Origin of the sequence: Brevibacterium salitolerans (genome assembly GCF_039531405.1) — a bacterium.
Lineage (GTDB): Bacteria > Actinomycetota > Actinomycetes > Actinomycetales > Brevibacteriaceae > Brevibacterium > Brevibacterium salitolerans.
In genome coordinates this window covers 1-16,656 of sequence record NZ_BAAAPZ010000006.1, presented here as the reverse complement: position 1 = coordinate 16,656, position 16,656 = coordinate 1, and the positions used below count along the sequence as shown (strand labels likewise).

The window sequence follows — 16,656 nt, the reverse complement described above, 5'->3', positions numbered from 1 at the left end:
TGGGCGGGAAGCCGTGTTTCCGGGCCCGGCGTTCTCGCCACCCCTGACACCGTCGCAGCCGCGCACCTATACGTGGGTGGCCAAGCAGGTTCGCGGGTCCGGCTCGCGGCGGCTCGCGGCGGCGACACGCGCTGCGCTCAGCCGCCCATGTCCCAGGCGGGTGCAGCGATGGAAGCGCCTTCCACCCTGAGGTGCGACAGCGAGGCGGCCGCGTACTCGCGCGTCTGCTGATCGTCGGAGGCGAAGCTGAAGGTGACGTTCACCTGGTAGAGCTGGCCGGAGACCGGGTAGTGCGCGATGACCCCCATCACGGTGGTGGGCTCGCCCTTGTACAGGGGCTCCTCCTCGCCCAGCTCCGCCTGGTACGCCCAGTAGTAGCCCTCGCCGGCCGGGCTCGTCTTCTCCACCACGATCTGCGTGTCCCTGTCGCTGAACTGGTAGCTGCGAGAGCTGTCCACCCCCTCCGCCGCAGAATCGCCGAAGCTGGTGGTGCAGTACACGCTCACCCCCGCAGCGTCGATGCCGGCGTCCACGGGCATCCCGTAGTAGGAGCCGCCGGAGGTGCTGCCGGTCCAGTCCTCGGGCGCGTAGAGCGACACACGGGCGGGGCAGGAGGAGCCCAGCGAGAGGCTGAGCTGCTCCATCCCCTCCGTCGAGGGCCCCTCCGTCTCCTCGATCACCGGTTCCGGCCCCTGGGTGGTCTGCGCACTGATCCGCACCGGGCCGCCGTCCCCGGTCGCCACGCGCACGCCCACCAGACCGCAGCCCGTCAGCATGACCGCCGCCGAGGCCGCCCCCACGGCCAGCGCACCCCGCCTGAGCACGGACATCAGCGCCGCCCTTCGCCGTCAGGACGTGCACCGCCGGGGGTCGGAGACTGCTCAGGCCCCGAAGGCTGCGGTGCCTGCCCGGACGGCGGAACCTGTCCGGGCTGCGGCGGCTGCCCCGGCTGCGGTGCCGGCTGCGGACCTCGGCCCTGTGAACCCTGGCCCTGTGAACCCTGGCCCTGCGAGCCCTGGCCCTGCTGACCCTGAGCCTGCGGACCCACCGGAGGCTTGAACTTGCGGTACGGTCCGGAGTCGAACCCCGGACCGCCCAGCGACTCACCCGTGCTGGTGTCCACGAGTGCACCGTCGATCGTCTGGATGCGGCGGCGGGATCCCCGGCGCGGCGTCCCCATGAATCGCCGTTCGTCCTGGCTGAGCTCGCGCGGCGGCAGGAACTGCGGCGCACCGCTGCCCACCCGGCCCCTCTGCTCCTGGAACGGCCGCACGGCACGGGAGCCCGCGGCCACGTGCGCCATGTCCGCTCCCGGCACCTGCGCGCCGCCCCGGCCGCTCTGCGGGGCGTCGCCCATCACCGGCAGCACGAGGCGCACCGAGGTGCCGACGCCTTCCTGGCTGAACAGCTCCACGGTGCCGCCGTGCCGGGCGATGATCGCGCGCACCAGCGACAGCCCCATCCCGGAGCCGGCCACGGCGCGCACCTTGGACCCGCGCTGCAGCTCGTCCCACACACGGGTCTGCTCATCCACCGGGATGCCGGAGCCGGTGTCCGCCACCTCGACGACCACCCAGCGGTGGTGGTCGATGATCTGCTCGTTGGCGCGCAGCTCCACGGTGTCCGTGTCCGCCGAGTACTTGATCGCGTTCCCCAGCAGGTTGAGGATCGCGGAGAGCAGCAGATCCTCCTCGCCCGCGACCTCGGGCAGCTTCCAGGGGGCCCGGGCGACCGTCGCGACGATCATCCGGTCCTCGGCGCCCGGCGCGGTCCGCGCGTCCTCCACGGCCTGGTGGATGAGCCGGTCCATGTCCACGCGCTGGAAGGCGATGGAGCGCGTCTCCACGTCCGCCAGCTTCCGCAGGTCCGCGAGCAGGCGGGCCACCCGCCGGGCGGAGGAATCGATCTGCCGGACCGCGGGCCCGACGATCTGCGGATCCGGGTTCGCGTCCTCGACGGCGCCGCGCACCGTCGCGACGGAGGTGCGCAGCGCCGTGAGCGGGTTCTTCAGCTCGTGGTCGAGGCGCACGAGCATGCGGTTGCGCCGCTGCACCGCGTCCTCCTCCACGCGCCGGCGCTCCTCCTCCGTGACGGCCGCGCGGCTGCGCACGATCCAGCGCCACAGCAGCCATCCGCCCACCGCGAGAGCGGCGCACACCACCAGCACCAGCACGATGAGAAGCCACGCACGGACCTCGACGACTATGTAGCTGTTCATCGCTGCGCGTCCGCTCCCCTGACCTCCGCCACGAACCGGTAGCCGCGGCCCGGGACGGTCGCGATCCAGCGCGGCTCCGAGGCGTCCTCCCCCAGCACCCGCCGCAGCTCCGCCACCCGCGAGTCCACCGCACGGGTGCCCACGACGTCGTCGAACCCCCACAGCACCTCCAGCAGCCGCGCACGCTCCACGAGCTCGCCCTGGTGGACCATGAGGTACTCGAGGAGTGTGAAGCCCTTGGGCGTGATGACGAGCTCCCGTTCGCCCAGCCAGGCGCGGCGGCCCACCCTGTCCAGCCGCAGGCCGAAGGTGGAGAGGAGCATCGTGGCGGTCGCGAGCGGCGGGCCGTCGTTCCGTGTGCGTCGCAGCACCGCCCGCACCCGCGCGACGAGCTCATGGGGGTCGAACGGCTTGTTGAGGTAGTCGTCCGCGCCCTCCTCCAGAGCCATGGCCCGCTCCACCGCCTCGCCCACCTGGGTGAGCAGGACGACGGGGACCCAGTTCTCCTCGCGGCGCAGCGTGCGCAGGACCTCACGCCCGTCGGCACCGGGCATGAGCACGTCGAGGACGCAGGCATCGGGTCTGTGCCGCCGGATCTCGTCGAGGGCCAGCATGCCGTCCGAGGCCGCGATCACCCGGAAGCCCGAGCGTTCGAGGAAGGGCACCACCGCGCCCAGGACGTCCGGTTCGTCGTCAGCGACGAGGACGAGCGGACTCGTCCCGCCGTTCCCGGTTGTGGGTTGGCTCGTCATCGTGGCGTCCAGCCTCGCCTTCGTCTGGGGCTCCGGCCCGGCCGGAGAGACCCGGTGCGTCCGGACGCGGGAGCCCTATGCGGTGTGCTTCCCCTCGTCTGCCCGTTCCTTGTCCCCGCGTTCGCGTTCGGCCACCTCACGGGCCTGCGCACGCGACACGGCGTCGGACAGCTCGTCGCGATACAGCATAGACCGACGCAGATGCTTGGTACGATAACCGGCTCGGCCCACCATGTGTGCGGCCACCGGCACCGTGAAGAGCTGGAAGAGGACGATGAGCAGCATGGTGGAGATGGGGCCCCACTGGAACACCTGCACCGTCACCGCGAACATCACGAGCACCAGCCCGAACAGCTGCGGCTTGGAGGCCGCGTGCATGCGCGAGAGGAGATCGGGGAACCGCAGCGCACCCACGGCGGCGGCGAGCGAGAGCAGCCCCGCGCCCGCGATCATCACGAGTGTGATCGTGTCCTGGATCATGCGCGCTCACCGTTCCCTTCCGCCGCGCTGCCTTCCCGGGGCGCGCTGCCTTCCTGCGGCTCCCGCTCCGCGGCGGTGCCGGGGTCGTTCGCCCGCGCTCCGGCGTCCGGGCGGCCCGCGAGCTCCCCGAGGCCGCTGGCCTGGACCTCGGCTCCGGCCTGTCCCGTCTCCGCGTGGCGGATCTCGTCCTCACGCGTGGCCGCGTCCTTCACCTGGGGAAGGGCGCCCGAGGCGCGCAGCGCCTGGCTGCCCGTGTCACGGCGGCGCGCACGGCGGGTGCGGGGCGTCGTGCGCATGTCCGAGCGGGAGACGTAGCGGGAGACGCTCACGGACCCCACGAAGCCGAACATCGCGATGACGAGCATCACCGGCAGCACGTCCGTCCGTCCGGAGACCGCCGCGAACCCGCCCAGACCGCACATGATGGTGGCGAGCAGCACGTCCGTCGCGATCATCCGGTCGAGGATCGAGGGCCCCTTGATGATGCGGACGACGGAGAGGACCGCGGCGGCGAAGAACAGCATCCCCACGGCCGCGGACACCAGCACGAGGGTGCCCGAGCTGTAGTCGCCGGCGAGGTTTCCGAAGGCCGTGGTCATGCGCCCTCCTTCACCTGGCGTGCGAGCTTGGCCCGCAGCGCACGGGCGCGGATGGTCCGGCTCTCCAGCACGGGCGGCAGACCCTTGGCCTCGCGCGCCTCGTTGAGCGCCTGCACGTCGTGCGGGGAGCCTAGCGTGCAGATGAGCAGGTGCTCGATCCGGTGCGTCTGCCTCCGGGCGTTCTCCATCTCCTCCTCGTCCGCGCAGTTGAGCACGTGGACGAAGACGACGGCGCGTGCACGGTCGATCTCGATGACGAGCGAACCGGGGATGAGGCCGTTCACCATCGTCACGAGGGTGATGAGCAGGTCCGAACGCGTCGCGAGGTCCACCGCCACGACGGAGCCGGCGGCCACCGGCTTGGGCCGGAAGCTCAGCCACGCGACCTGGAACGAGGCCGCCAGCACGTGCGCGCAGAACCAGACGACGAACCAGGCGCCGTAGAGCACGTTGATCCGGCCGGACAGCTCGATGGGCGGCAGGTAGAACAGACGGGTCACGCCCAGCGCCACGACGAGCCCGGTGAGGACAGTGAGGACGCTCACGCTGTCCCAGAGGAACACCCAGACGACCACGAGGACGGCGATGTAGAGGACGGCCTCGACGAAGCCCTGGCGGCGCCGGAGACGGTGCGGCATCACGGCTTCCCCCCTTCTGCGTGGGCGGCTTCAGCAGGACCGGTGCCCTCACCGGCCTCGGCGGCCCCGTCCTCGCCGGAGCTCCCGGCACCCGCACCGGCGTCCGCGGACCGGCCCTCGGAGGCACCCTGCGCGGGATCGGAGCCGAGCACGGCGGACGAGTACGTGCCGGCACCCCGCAGGTTCTCCGCGGCGCGTCCGGACACCTCCCACAGCGGTGCGGCGAGGACGGTGAGCATACAGGACACCACGACCATCCCGGCGGTCGCCACCATCATGAGCGAGGGCATCCGCACGGACGGCTTCCACCGCTCACCGTGCATGAGGGCGGTCTTGCGCTCCGCCGCCTCCTCCACGAGCGCCGGGGTGGGGTCCTCCGCCTCCGCGGGCTCGCGCCAGAACGCCACGTTCCAGGACTTGCCGATCACGTACAGCGTGAGCAGCGAGGTGAGGGTGCCCGCGACGATGAGCACGACGACCAGCCAGTCCCGCGTGTGGAAGCCGGCGTCGAACAGCGCCACCTTGCCGATGAAACCGGAGAACGGCGGGATGCCCGCGAGGTTGAGCGCGGGGATGAGATAGAAGATGCTCACGACGGGCGCCAGCACGGACAGGCCGCCCAGCTTCCGCAGCGAGGTGGACCCGCCCCGCATCTCGATGAGGCCGATCGCGAGGAACAGCGCCGTCTGCGCCACGATGTGGTGCAGGGTGTAGTAGATCGCCGCGTGCACGCCCTCCACCGTGCCCATCGCCACGCCGAACAGCATGTAGCCGATGTGCGAGACCAGCGTGAAGGACAGCATGCGCTTGATGTCCGACTGCGCGATGGCGCCGAGGATGCCCACGATGAGCGTGAGACCGGCGATGATGAGCAGCGGCACGCGCAGGCTGGAGGTGGAGAACAGCACGGTCTCCGTGCGGATGATCGCGTAGATGCCCACCTTGGTCAGCAGGCCGGCGAACACCGCCGTCACCGGCGCCGGTGCGGTGGGGTAGGAGTCCGGCAGCCAGAACGAGAGCGGGAACACCGCCGCCTTCACCCCGAATCCCAGCAGCAGGCTGATGTGCAGGATGAGCTGGATGTCCACCGGCAGCTCGCTCAGCCGCCCGGCCAGCTGGGCCATGTTGACGGTGCCGGTGGCGCCGTAGATGAGGGCGATGGCGGACAGGAACAGCACCGAGGACACGAGCGAGATGACGATGTAGGTCACGCCCGCACGGATGCGCGCGGTGGTCGCGCCCAGGGTCAGCAGCACGTAGGAGGCCGCGAGCAGCATCTCGAAGCCCACGTAGAGGTTGAACAGGTCGCCGGCGAGGAAGGCGTTGGACACGCCCGCGCAGAGGATGAGGTAGGCGGGGTTGAAGATGGAGACGGGCGTGTCGTCCGACTGCTCCGTCTCCGCCATCTCCTGTCCGGCCGCGTAGATGTACACGCCGAGCGTGACGATCGAGGAGACCACCAGCATGAGCACCGCCAGCCGGTCCGCCACGAGCGCGATGCCCCACGGCAGCGCCCAGCCGCCCACCGCGAGCACCTGCGTGCCGTGGTAGTCGACTCCGATGAGCAGGAGGATCGACAGCGCCGTGGTGAGCGAGAGCGTGACGGCGGTGATGACGAGCTGCACCCGCGGATGCCGCTGGAAGATCAGCGTCGCCGCGGCCGCCAGCAGCGGCAGGATGACGGGCAGGGCGAGGAGCTGACCGAGGAGTGCGCTCATGCCCGTCCTCCTTCGCTCGTCTCGTCGTCTGCGGTGCCGGGTTCCGGTGCGGGGGCCGCACCCGAGGCCGCGCCGGGTGCCGCGGCCTCACCCGCGTCCCCGGAGAACTCGGTCCCCCCGCCGTCTGTCCTGCCGCCGGGCTCCGGTTCCGCCGTCGCCGCCTCGCGGAGCGCGGCGCGCACCTGCGGGGTGGAGTCCCGGTCGAGGTCCAGCGGATGGTCCTCCACCGGGTCCGTCGCCTCGTCGCCGAACTCCGTGTCGTCGTACTCGCCGCTCGTGCCGGCCTCGTCCCCGGATTCGCGGGAGCGCTCGAGCGCCACCCGCACGTCCTCGAGGTCGTCCTGGAGGGTCTCGTCGCGGACGAAGCGCCAGGACCGGTAGATCATCGCCAGCAGGAAGGCCGTGATGCCGAAGGTGATGACGATGGCGGTGAGGATGAGCGCCTGCGGGAGCGGATCCAGCATGCCCTCCGTGGAGAGGTCGACGCCGTCCGTGAGCGGCGCGCCGCCGGGAGGCCCCGCGGTGAGCAGGAGGAGCACGTTGGTGGCGTTGCCCACGAGCATGAAGCCGAGCAGCACGCGGGTGAGCGAGCGGTCGAGCATGAGGTAGACGCCTGCGGCGTACATGACGCCCATGGCCGCGAGCATGATGAGGGGAGGGGTCACAGCCGGCCTCCCGCGGAGGAGCCGTCGACGTCCAGGTGGTCACGTCCCATGATGGCGCGGATCCTCTTGTCCCTGTCCGGGTCCTCGGTGCCCGGCAGCTTCTCCGCCAGGGTCTCCTCGTCCCGCTCCTGCTGGATGTCGACCTCCACGCCCAGGCTGCGCACCACGCCCACCATGAGCGAGATGACCACGAGGTACACGCCGATGTCGAAGATCGTGGACGAGCCGAAGCTCACGTAGCCCAGCACCGGCAGCTCGGTGGACACGTAGAACGACTGGAGCGCGGAATCGGACCACAGATAGCCGGCCACGGCCGTGCCGGCCGCGAGCACCATGCCCACGCCCATGACCGGGCCGGGCTGCAGGCGGACGGCCTCGGCGTACTCGTACCGGCCTCCGGCGAGGTAGCGGATGACGAAGGCGAGGCCCGCCACGAGCCCTCCGGCGAAGCCGCCGCCGGGCAGGTTGTGGCCGGCGAACAGCAGGTAGACGGAGAAGACGAGGAAGGCGTGGAACATGAGGCGCACCGCGACCTCGAGCACGATCGAGCGGTTGTGCGGGGCCAGCGTGCGGCCGGCGAGCAGCCAGGAGTTCCGGCGCTCCTCCGCTGTCTCCTGACCCTGTCTGGCGAGCATCGCGGCGGCCTCGGGGTCCGCGGGCTCGCCCACGCGGCGGAGGGAGACGGTCTCCAGCACGGGCTCCGCGAACCGGCGGCGACCGCCCGGCGCCCCGGAGATCCGCTGGATGGCCTCGCCGTGGCCGCTGACGAACACGAGGCTGGCCACGCCGATCGCACAGGCGATGACGACGGAGAGCTCGCCCATGGTGTCCCAGCCGCGGATGTCCACGAGGGTGACGTTGACGATGTTCTCACCGTGCCCGCCCTCGTAGGCCAGCGCCGGGAACAGCTCGGAGATGGGCAGGTGCCCGCGGGCGCCCATGACCACGAGGGCGACGACCACCATGAGGACGCCGAAGGCGACGGCGATGAGCGCGCGCAGCGAGGGGTTGAGCCGGCCCTCCTGCTTGCCGATCCGGGCGGGCAGGCGGCGCAGGACGAAGACGAACACCGCGAGGGTGACGGATTCGACCAGGATCTGGGTGAGGGCGAGGTCCGGGGAGCCCTGGACCGCGAAGAAGGCCACCATCGCGTACCCGGTCACGCCCACGATCACCACGGCGGCGAACCGCTTGTCGATCTGTGTGGCCGCGACGGCGGCGAGGATCATGACGGCGGCGATGAAGATCTGCAGCGGGCTGTCCGCGAACACGAAGCCGGAGGGCCACGTGTCGTTGAGCAGCAGCGCGATCCCCAGCGCCGCGAGGGAGAAGACGTAGATGACGCCCTGGTAGAACGGCATGGAACCGCGCTGGGTGCGCGCCGTGACGAAGGACGCGAACCGCTCCAGCTGCGCGATGGTGCTGCGGTAGGCGGCGCGGAAGTCGATGCCGTCCGGCAGCGCCACCTGGAAGACGCTCACCTGACGGCGGAAGACGAACATCGTCAGCCCCGCGGCGAGGGTGAGCCCGGAGAGCAGCAGCGCCGGCTCGAACCCGTGCCACAGCGCCACGTGGTAGGCGTGCGTGTGCTCGCCCGCAGCCGCGAGCGCGGCGTCCGCGGGGTCCAGAGGCAGGTGGCGGGACCAGGCGGTGACCACCGAATCGATGAGGGAGGCGCCGAAGGCGGCACCCACCGTGACGACCGTGAGGACCGCGGGAGCGGCGGTGAAGAGCGGCCCGTCCGGCTTGGTGCGCTCGAATCGCTCCACCCCGGGCTTGACGGCGAAGGCGCCCCAGACGAACCGCGCGGAGTAGGCGACGGTGAGGACGGAGCCCAGGAACACGCCGATGAGCGCGATGATGCCCAGCTTGGACCCGTTCTCCAGCAGAGTGCCGTAGACGGCCTCCTTGGCCACGAAGCCCATGGTGGGCGGCAGACCGGCCATCGAGGCCGCGGCGATGATCCCCATGACGGCGATGAGGGGGTAGGCGCGGCCGTAGCCGGAGAGCTTCCGGAGGTCTCTCGTGCCGGCCCGGTGGTCGATGATGCCCACCACCAGGAACAGCGTGGCCTTGAACATGGAGTGGCCCAGGAGGAGCGCGAGGGCGGCCGTGGTCACGTCGCGGTAGCCGAACGCGGACACCGTCGTCATGAATCCCAGCTGGGAGACGGTGCCGTAGGCGAGGATGAGCTTGAGGTCCGTCTCCTTGAGCGCCTGCCAGCCGCCCATCAGCATGGTGAGCAGGCCCAGGGTCACGAGGCCCTCCCGCCACACCGGCATGTCCGCGAAGCCGGGCGCGAGGCGGAGGACGAGGTAGACGCCGGCCTTCACCATCGCCGCCGCGTGCAGGTAGGCGCTCACCGGGGTGGGAGCGGCCATGGCGCCGGGCAGCCAGAAGTGGAAGGGGACCAGCGCGGACTTGGACACCGCGCCCACGAGGATGAGGAGGACGGCGACCACGGTGAGCGGATCACCGTCGAAGCCGGTCTCGACGATCGCGGGGATGCTGCCGGTGCCGTAGAGGATGCCCAGCAGGATCATGCCCACGAACATCGTCAGCCCGCCGGCCGTCGTGACGATGAGCGCCTGCAGCGCGGCCCGCCGCGACTGCTGCCGCCAGGCGTACTGGCCGATCAGCAGGTAGGAGAACACCGTGGTGCCCTCCCAGAAGAGGAACAGGGTGAGCAGCTCGTCGGCGAGGACCAGGCCGTACATCATGCCGACGAACGCCATGAGGACGCCGCCGAACCGCGCCAGCCGCGCCTCGTCCGCATCGAAGTAGCGTGCGCAGTAGACGAACACGAGGCCGCCCACCGCCGTGACGAGGAGGCTGAAGATCCAGGCGAGGGAGTCCATGCGCAGCGCCATGGACATGCTCAGCTCCGGCAGCCAGCGCAACTCTGCGACGGGCGCGGAGAAGTCGTCCCGGAGCACGTCCGGGAGGAGGGAGAGCGAGTACGCGAAGCCCGCGAAGGGGACGAGGGAGAGGAGCACGAAGGCCGTGCGCCCCACCAGCCGGAACAGCAGGGGTGCCGCGAGCGCCGCAAGGAACATAGCTCCGAGCAGCACTGTCATCAGCTCACCCCTCAGCAGTCGGTTCCGTCGCGCGCAGGCTCCATTTTTCCACAGATCGGACGGTGTGCATAAATCTTCGTCTCAGAGTGCGGTCGCGGAGTTGCAGCAAGCCGCACGAGAGGAGGACTATGGCCCTCCTCACGGAGCCCGAGGCCTCGGGCGGAGACTCCCCCGCCCCCGCGGGAGCGCTTCCGGCAGCCGAGACGGCCCCGCCCAGGGTGCGGCGGTCAGGCCGCGCCGAGCTGCTGAGCGGAGACCAGGAAGCCGGCCTCGTCCACGCCGGCACCCGCGACCGCGGTCATGATCTCCCGCGCGCATCGCTCCAGGACGCCGATCGCGGCGGTGCGGATCCGCGCGAACTCCGGGTCCGCTGTGGGCAGCCGCCCCAGTCCCTCGGGATCCTCCCAGCGCACGGTGTACACGATCTGCTCCCCCGTGGTGTGCGCCCGGATGATGGCCGGCAGCTGCGTCTCCAGCATCACCTGGATCTCGATGCGGCCCGCCCGCGGGCCCAGCACGTCGTCCAGCGGGACCTCGATCGCATAGCCGTCGAGCACGACCGGATCGTCGGTGCGCACGCGGCTCTCGGCGGTGGCGTGTGCGCCGGCCGGCGGGCGGGGCAGCCGGGCCTGCGGCGCAGCCCGCACGATGCGGCCCAGCAGGACCTGAGGGTCGAGCCAGTACTCCGAGTAGACGAAGAGGCCGGGGGTCAGCTCCGGATCCGGCCGCAGGAAGCGCGGCTCCCGCACGGCGTCCGCAAGACCGTCGCCGGGACCGGCTTCGAATGCGCCGGCGGAACCGGGGTCGTCGAGCCGGGCCTCAGCCGCCCAGGGTTCGTCCGCGAGGCGGATGACGAGGCCCAGCCGCCGCGCCACCGCGATGAGCTCGTCGAGGACGCGCCCCTCCTCCTTGCACGGCAGCCCTGCCGGGAAGCACTCGTGCAGTCCGTCCACGTCCGGCAGCCAGGCGGGCGGAGGGACGGGCTCACGGTCGCGCGGACACTCGAGCGCGTAGAGACCCGCCGTCTCCGGCGGCAGGGAGAGCGCGGCGCTGAGCTCCCGGTCCACGGGGAACGGGCCCACGAGCTGGGAATGACGTGTGATGCGGTAGGAGTGCGCACCGGCCTCCCCCGGCACCGGCCGGCCGGGAGGCAGCTCCGGGCGGAGATTGCGCAGGAGGCTCACGACGTCCTGCGGCTCGAGCTCCGCGTCGAGCAGCAGGAGGTGGGAGCCGGAGAACGCCCGGGCGCGCTCGGAGACGCTCATGCCCCGGCCTCGGGCGCGGTCTCCGCGGCGGGGCTCCGGTAGAAGTCGAGGTGCGAACGGGAGGCCGTGGGTCCGCGCTGCCCCTGGTATCGATTGAGGTTGCCGGCCGTGCCGTAGGGGCTCTCCGCCGGGGAGGAGAGGCGGAAGAAGCACAGCTGGCCGATCTTCATTCCCGGCCACAGCGTGATCGGCAGGGTCGCCACATTGGACAGCTCGAGCGTGACGTGGCCGGAGAAGCCGGGATCGATGAACCCTGCAGTGGAATGCGTGAGGAGGCCCAGCCGGCCCAGGGAGGACTTGCCCTCGAGCCGGGCCGCGACATCCTCCGGGAGCGTGACGAGCTCCAGCGTGGAGGCGAGGACGAACTCGCCGGGGTGCAGGACGAAGGGCTCACCGGGGTCCACCTCCACCGCCCGCGTGAGCTCCGGCTGGTCCTGCGCCGGATCGATGACCGAGTACTTGTGGTTGTCGAACAGGCGGAAGAAGCGGTCGAGGCACACGTCCACGCTCGCCGGCTGCACGAGGGCGGGGTCGAAGGGGTCCAGCCGTACGCGGCCGGCATCGATCTCGGTGCGGATCTCGCGATCGGATAGGAGGCTCACACTGCAAATGTACCCTCCGGGGCAAGCCTCCCGACACGCGAACAGCGGTGCCGCGAACACCGTACGATCGCGCTCCCCCACACCCCTTCCACCCCCTGCGCGGCCGCCGCCCGCCCTCCCTCACCAGCAGGAAGACCGCACCCGCAGATGGTCCGCGGATCGGAGCGCCGAATTCCATGCGTGTAGTTCCCGCGAGATCCTCGAAGTCGCCGCTTCCATGCCATACAGTGGGCTACTGTCTACGCCCGTGCACGTTGGTGCCTTCCCCTTCTCAGCCAGAGGGTGCCGGGAGGATCGAACGTGTGCGGTCGTGTTCCCTACGACCGAAAGGCACATACTGTGAAGACTTCAAAGAGTCTTGTTCTTGCCCCCGCAGTAGCCGCCGCTGTTTCCGGCTTCATCGCCGTTCCCGCAGTCGCGACCACTCCGGTGCCGGAGTTCACCGCTCCGAAGGCAACCCTGCCCCCCAGTGAGCAGCCGACTGCGACAGAGGATCCCACCGAGGACTCCACCGACGAGGCGAAGAGCTCCGAGGACGCCGAACAGGGCGATCCCGAGGCGATCGTCGAAGCCGACCAGGTCTCGCAGGCGGACATCGCCGACGAGAAGAAGGGCATCCGGTTCTCCGGCAAGCACTTCACCCCCGATGAGAAGGCCACCGTGACCGTCGTGGGCACGGACGGCACCGAGTACAGCCCGGAGACCCCGCTCACCGTCACGAGCGAGGGCGAGGTCAACGGCCGCTACTTCTTCACCGCCACGGAGGGCGCGAAGGTCCCGGTGGGCACCTACTCGCTCTACCTCACGGACCTCAAGTCGGAGAAGCGCACGGAGAAGGTCACCTTCGAGGTCGTGGAGAAGGTCGAGGGCGGCGAGCAGCCCTCGGAGACCGCGGAGCCGAGTGAGTCCGCGGAGCCGAGCGAGTCGGCAGCGCCGAGCGAGACCGCCGCTCCCTCCGAGCAGCCCAGCGAGACCGCCGCTCCCACGGAGTCCGCCGCTCCCACGGAGACAGCGTCGCCCAGCGCGACGCCGTCCGCCACGCCTTCGGAGACGCCGAGCCGGTCCGCGGAGCCCACGCCGAGCGCCACGCCCACGGAGCAGCCGAGCGAGACCGCCGCTCCCACGGAGACGGCCTCTCCGTCGGCCACCCCCTCTGCGAGCCCGAAGCCCACGGAGACGGCGACCCCGTCCGCGGAGCCCACGGAGACCGCGGAGCCGAGCGAATCCGCGGAGCCCACTGAGACGGCGACGCCGTCCGAGTCCGCCGCGCCCGTGGAGGACCTCGGCCTCTCCATCTCGCCGCGCGCCGTCACCTCCGAGGAGTTCGCCGCAGCGGACGGCGGTGTGACCATCGAGGTCACGGGCGCCGAGCAGAGCTCCGACGTCCACCTCGAGATCGCCCACGCCCAGGGCAAGGTGGAGCGCTTCCGCACCAAGAAGTCGACCAACGCCTCCGGTGCCGTGGTGTTCACCATCCACTCCGAGTCCAAGCCCGTGCTGGGCTGGTACGGCGTGTACGTCTCCGGCACGGATGCGACCGGTGAGGAGTTCGAGGAGGAGGGCAGCTTCACCGTCACCACCAACGGCACCGAGGTGGAGAACGACGGCGGCAAGGACGCCGAGGACTCCGGCAAGGGCTCGGAGAAGGACGACGCGAACGGGGCGGACGACAAGGGCCAGGCCGGTCCGCAGATCGACGTGCCGAACCGCCCCGAGTCCGGGGACGAGGGCGGCTCCGGATCCGGCTCCGGCGATGACCAGGTCGGCACGCAGGACGGCGCAGGCGACAAGGGCACCGTCCAGGAGGAGGACGACTCCGAGAAGTCCGACTCGAAGGCGTCCGATGCCGAGAGCGAGAAGGACGAGGAGAAGTCCGAGGAGCCCGCTGCGGCCGGTGAGGACACCAGCGGCAGCGAGGACGCGGGCAGTGCCGGCGGCAGCGGCTCCGGCAGCGGTGACTCGAGCTCGCAGGCCTCGGGCAGCGGCTCGCAGTCGTCCGGCAGCGCCTCGGACCTCCCCCGGACGGGCACCGAGCTCACGGGCCTCGCCCTGGGCGCCGGTCTCATCGCGGTGGGCGCGGCCGCAGTCGTGGTGACACGCCGCCGCAGCAGGGGCACCGATCCCGCCGGTCTCTGACCGGGGGATAATGCGGGGGTGGACCCACACAGCACCGCACCCGCAGCAGGGACAGACGCACTGACAGCACAGCCCGGCCTCGGCGATTCCGCCGGCGCTCCCACAGCGACGGGGAGCACCGGCACCGCCGCGGCACGGACGACCGTGCTCGGTGAGGGGACGGCCGCTGCCAGGTCCCTCGACCTGAGCGGCCTCCGCCTCTCCGGCGCACCGCTGTCCGCGACTCCGCTGAACGGCGGTGACGACCTCGTGCTCATGGGGCGAGCCGAGGACGTCACCGCCGTTCTGCGTGCCGTCGCGGAACTCCCCGGCGCACGGGAGATCGCGCGTCCCGAACCGTCGCGGCTGCGTGTGGGGACCTGGCTGCGCCGGACCACCGGCACGGGCTCCCGCTCGCGTCTGCGGGCGGCGCTCCGGGACGCCGGGCTGAGCGGCTCCGTCACCGCGCGCACCCGGCTGAGCTCCCTGGACACGGCCGCGCGCACCCGGCTCCTCCTCGCCGCGGTGACGCTCACGGGCACCGACGGGATCAGCCATCTCGTCCTCCCCTCTCCCCTCGCAGGAGTGCCCGGCCATCTGCGCTCCGGACTCCGCACCGCCCTTCTGCGCGCGGTGCACGCCCGCGGCCTGGGCGCGGTGCTCAGCACGGACTCCCCCGTCGACGCCGTCGTCACGGGTGCGCGGATCATCGAACTCGATGCGGAGCAGGTGGCCCAGGCCGGTGACGCCCGGACCATCTTCGGCATGCCCCGCGGCGGCCTCAGCGCCGCGCTGGGCGGCGCCAATGTGATGTCCGGCCTCGCGCGGAAGGGCTGGCTGAGCATCGGCCACTCCCAGGTGCGCAGGCGCACCGAGCTCGACGGCAAGGTCTACCTGGCGATCCCCACCGACGCCGTGACGCTCTCCCTCGACGAGTTCGATCCCGCGTTCTCCGGCGAAGCCGTGTTCGAGGTGCTGGTGGTGGGCGTGCGGGACGAGGGCAGCACCCTCCAGGTCCGGCTCTCCCCCGTGGACACCGAGGCGGGCCTGCCGCTGGTCGCAGACGTCCTGGACGCCTCGCCGCGGCGGGCATGGCAGGCCGTCGCCGAGGCCGCGGGCGGCCTGCCCGCGGACGCCGGGGACAGCCTGCCCACGGACAGCGCTGACGGCCCGCAGGCGAACGCGGCGGAGAACCGGGCCGAGGCCTCGGGCACGGCGGACGGAGCAGGAACCTCCGCGGACGGGACCGGCTGGGCGCTCCTGCACCTCGGCCTCGGCGGCAGCGTGCCGGAGCAGCTGCGGAACCTGACGGTGGGTGCCAGGCTGTGGGCCGAGGTGGACACCGAGCGCATCCACGTCTGGCCGGTCGAGGAGTGACCACGGGAGGGACATCGGCATGAGGGTGAGGACGACGGCGATCGCGGGGCTGGCAGCGCTGGCCCTCACCGCGGCGAGCGTGCCCGCGCTCAACCTCCTCGTCTACTCGCCCGCGCGTGCGGTGGCCTCCTATCTGGGCGACATCGCGGCAGGGGACGCGGAGGGGGCCCGTGCGCGCCTGCTGACCGGGACGATCGAGAACGCCGCCGCGCTCACGGATGACGCCCTCGCCGGCGCACCCTCACTGCCGGAGCGGGTGGACGTGACCCGGTCGGAGACGGAGGGGCGCCGCGCCGTCGTCACCGCCGAGTACGACCTCGCCGGATCCACCCGGAGCCAGGAGTTCGAACTCACCCGCGACGACGGGACCTGGGGCCTCTACCACCGCTGGCTCATCGACGTGGGCGAGCTGCCGCGGCTCGAGCTCGAGATCGACGGTGCCTCCGCCGTGCGCCTCAACAGCGCGGACATCGAGGTGGACCGGGAGGGTCTGCCCGTGCTGTTCCCGGTCGAGTACAACGTGGGCTTCGCACAGGAGTACTTCCGCTCCTCCGTGGAGAGCGTGACCGCACTGGAACCCGGCGAGGAGCTCAGCACACGTCTGGCCCCACAGCCCACGGAGCAGCTGCGAGAGGAGGCCGAGGAGCTCGTGCACGCGCACCTGGACGAGTGCGTGGAGGCGAAGACGCTCCTGCCCACGGGCTGCACGTTCGGCTACGACTCGGACAACGAGATCCTCGGCGACGTGTCCTGGGAGATGGTGAGCTACCCGGCCGTGCGCCTGCGCTCGGAGCGAAATCGCCTGGTGGTGGCGCCGGCGAGCGGGGTGGCGCAGATCAAGGGGCGGTACCGGGACATCGTCACGGCGACGGAGTCGGACTTCGACGAGACGGTGCGGTTCACCTTCACCGCCGCGGTGAATGTGGAGGACAGCGGGCCTTCGATCGTTCCGCTCACGCCGGGACTCGCCAGCGGCGCCCAGGCCGTGCGGTAGTGCGGGGCGGGGCTGCAGCGCCGCCTCTCTCCGCGCCACTGGCTCCTCCTCCACCTCACAAGTTACGTCTGCGCAGCGGCCGCCCATCTGTCATCTCGCGGGACAGTGGTGACAGTTCTGCATCAGGACTTCGGTGACAGTTCCGGGTTTCTTGGT

14 protein-coding genes are annotated in these 16,656 nt (G+C 71.3%); 3 read left to right on the top strand and 11 right to left on the bottom strand.

Annotated features, from left to right (window positions below):
* Window positions 1-137 precede the first annotated feature (137 nt).
* The 11 genes from ABD240_RS08175 to dcd all read right to left on the bottom strand — a co-directional run bounded on the left by ABD240_RS08175 (window position 138) and on the right by dcd (window position 12,014).
* Window positions 138-830, bottom strand: coding sequence for a hypothetical protein (locus ABD240_RS08175; RefSeq protein ID WP_344336842.1), 693 nt, complete (start codon window positions 828-830; stop codon window positions 138-140).
* Window positions 830-2,218, bottom strand: a complete 1,389-nt coding sequence (locus ABD240_RS08170; protein WP_344336841.1) for a sensor histidine kinase — start codon at window positions 2,216-2,218, stop codon at window positions 830-832. Before ABD240_RS08170 ends, ABD240_RS08175 begins: the two co-directional genes overlap by 1 nt.
* Complete coding sequence (locus tag ABD240_RS08165) at window positions 2,215-2,970, bottom strand: response regulator transcription factor (RefSeq protein WP_291795925.1); 756 nt, start codon at window positions 2,968-2,970, stop codon at window positions 2,215-2,217. The genes ABD240_RS08170 and ABD240_RS08165 overlap by 4 nt, the downstream gene beginning before the upstream one ends.
* 75 nt (window positions 2,971-3,045) lie before the next feature.
* Window positions 3,046-3,450 carry a monovalent cation/H(+) antiporter subunit G gene (mnhG, locus tag ABD240_RS08160; protein WP_291795927.1) on the bottom strand — a complete coding sequence of 135 codons (405 nt, stop codon included), beginning with the start codon at window positions 3,448-3,450 and terminating at the stop codon, window positions 3,046-3,048.
* The gene (locus ABD240_RS08155; RefSeq protein WP_291795930.1) at window positions 3,447-4,049 is read right to left on the bottom strand and encodes an MrpF/PhaF family protein; all 603 of its coding nucleotides are present in this window, start codon (window positions 4,047-4,049) and stop codon (window positions 3,447-3,449) included. The genes mnhG and ABD240_RS08155 overlap by 4 nt, the downstream gene beginning before the upstream one ends.
* Window positions 4,046-4,687, bottom strand: coding sequence for a Na+/H+ antiporter subunit E (locus ABD240_RS08150; protein ID WP_291795933.1), 642 nt, complete (start codon window positions 4,685-4,687; stop codon window positions 4,046-4,048). Before ABD240_RS08150 ends, ABD240_RS08155 begins: the two co-directional genes overlap by 4 nt.
* Window positions 4,687-6,405 carry a Na+/H+ antiporter subunit D gene (locus ABD240_RS08145; protein WP_291795936.1) on the bottom strand — a complete coding sequence of 573 codons (1,719 nt, stop codon included), beginning with the start codon at window positions 6,403-6,405 and terminating at the stop codon, window positions 4,687-4,689. The genes ABD240_RS08150 and ABD240_RS08145 overlap by 1 nt, the downstream gene beginning before the upstream one ends.
* Entirely contained in the window at window positions 6,402-7,070 is a 669-nt protein-coding gene (locus tag ABD240_RS08140) for a Na(+)/H(+) antiporter subunit C (protein WP_344336840.1), read from the bottom strand. The genes ABD240_RS08145 and ABD240_RS08140 overlap by 4 nt, the downstream gene beginning before the upstream one ends.
* Complete coding sequence (locus tag ABD240_RS08135; RefSeq protein WP_344336839.1) at window positions 7,067-10,147, bottom strand: Na+/H+ antiporter subunit A; 3,081 nt, start codon at window positions 10,145-10,147, stop codon at window positions 7,067-7,069. The genes ABD240_RS08140 and ABD240_RS08135 overlap by 4 nt, the downstream gene beginning before the upstream one ends.
* Window positions 10,148-10,374: 227 nt before the next feature.
* Window positions 10,375-11,412, bottom strand: coding sequence for a hypothetical protein (locus ABD240_RS08130; protein ID WP_344336838.1), 1,038 nt, complete (start codon window positions 11,410-11,412; stop codon window positions 10,375-10,377).
* Complete coding sequence (gene dcd, locus ABD240_RS08125) at window positions 11,409-12,014, bottom strand: dCTP deaminase (RefSeq protein WP_291795948.1); 606 nt, start codon at window positions 12,012-12,014, stop codon at window positions 11,409-11,411. The genes ABD240_RS08130 and dcd overlap by 4 nt, the downstream gene beginning before the upstream one ends.
* A 339-nt stretch (window positions 12,015-12,353) precedes the next feature.
* On the opposite strand from dcd, the gene ABD240_RS08120 reads away from it, so the two are divergent.
* Genes ABD240_RS08120 through ABD240_RS08110 form a run of 3 tightly spaced genes read left to right on the top strand, consistent with a single transcriptional unit; the run spans window position 12,354 to window position 16,500 of the window.
* Complete coding sequence (locus tag ABD240_RS08120; protein ID WP_344336837.1) at window positions 12,354-14,150, top strand: LPXTG cell wall anchor domain-containing protein; 1,797 nt, start codon at window positions 12,354-12,356, stop codon at window positions 14,148-14,150.
* A gap of 18 nt (window positions 14,151-14,168) precedes the next feature.
* Complete coding sequence (locus ABD240_RS08115; RefSeq protein ID WP_344336836.1) at window positions 14,169-15,506, top strand: hypothetical protein; 1,338 nt, start codon at window positions 14,169-14,171, stop codon at window positions 15,504-15,506.
* A gap of 19 nt (window positions 15,507-15,525) precedes the next feature.
* Window positions 15,526-16,500, top strand: a complete 975-nt coding sequence (locus ABD240_RS08110) for a hypothetical protein (protein ID WP_344336835.1) — start codon at window positions 15,526-15,528, stop codon at window positions 16,498-16,500.
* Window positions 16,501-16,656 lie beyond the last annotated feature (156 nt).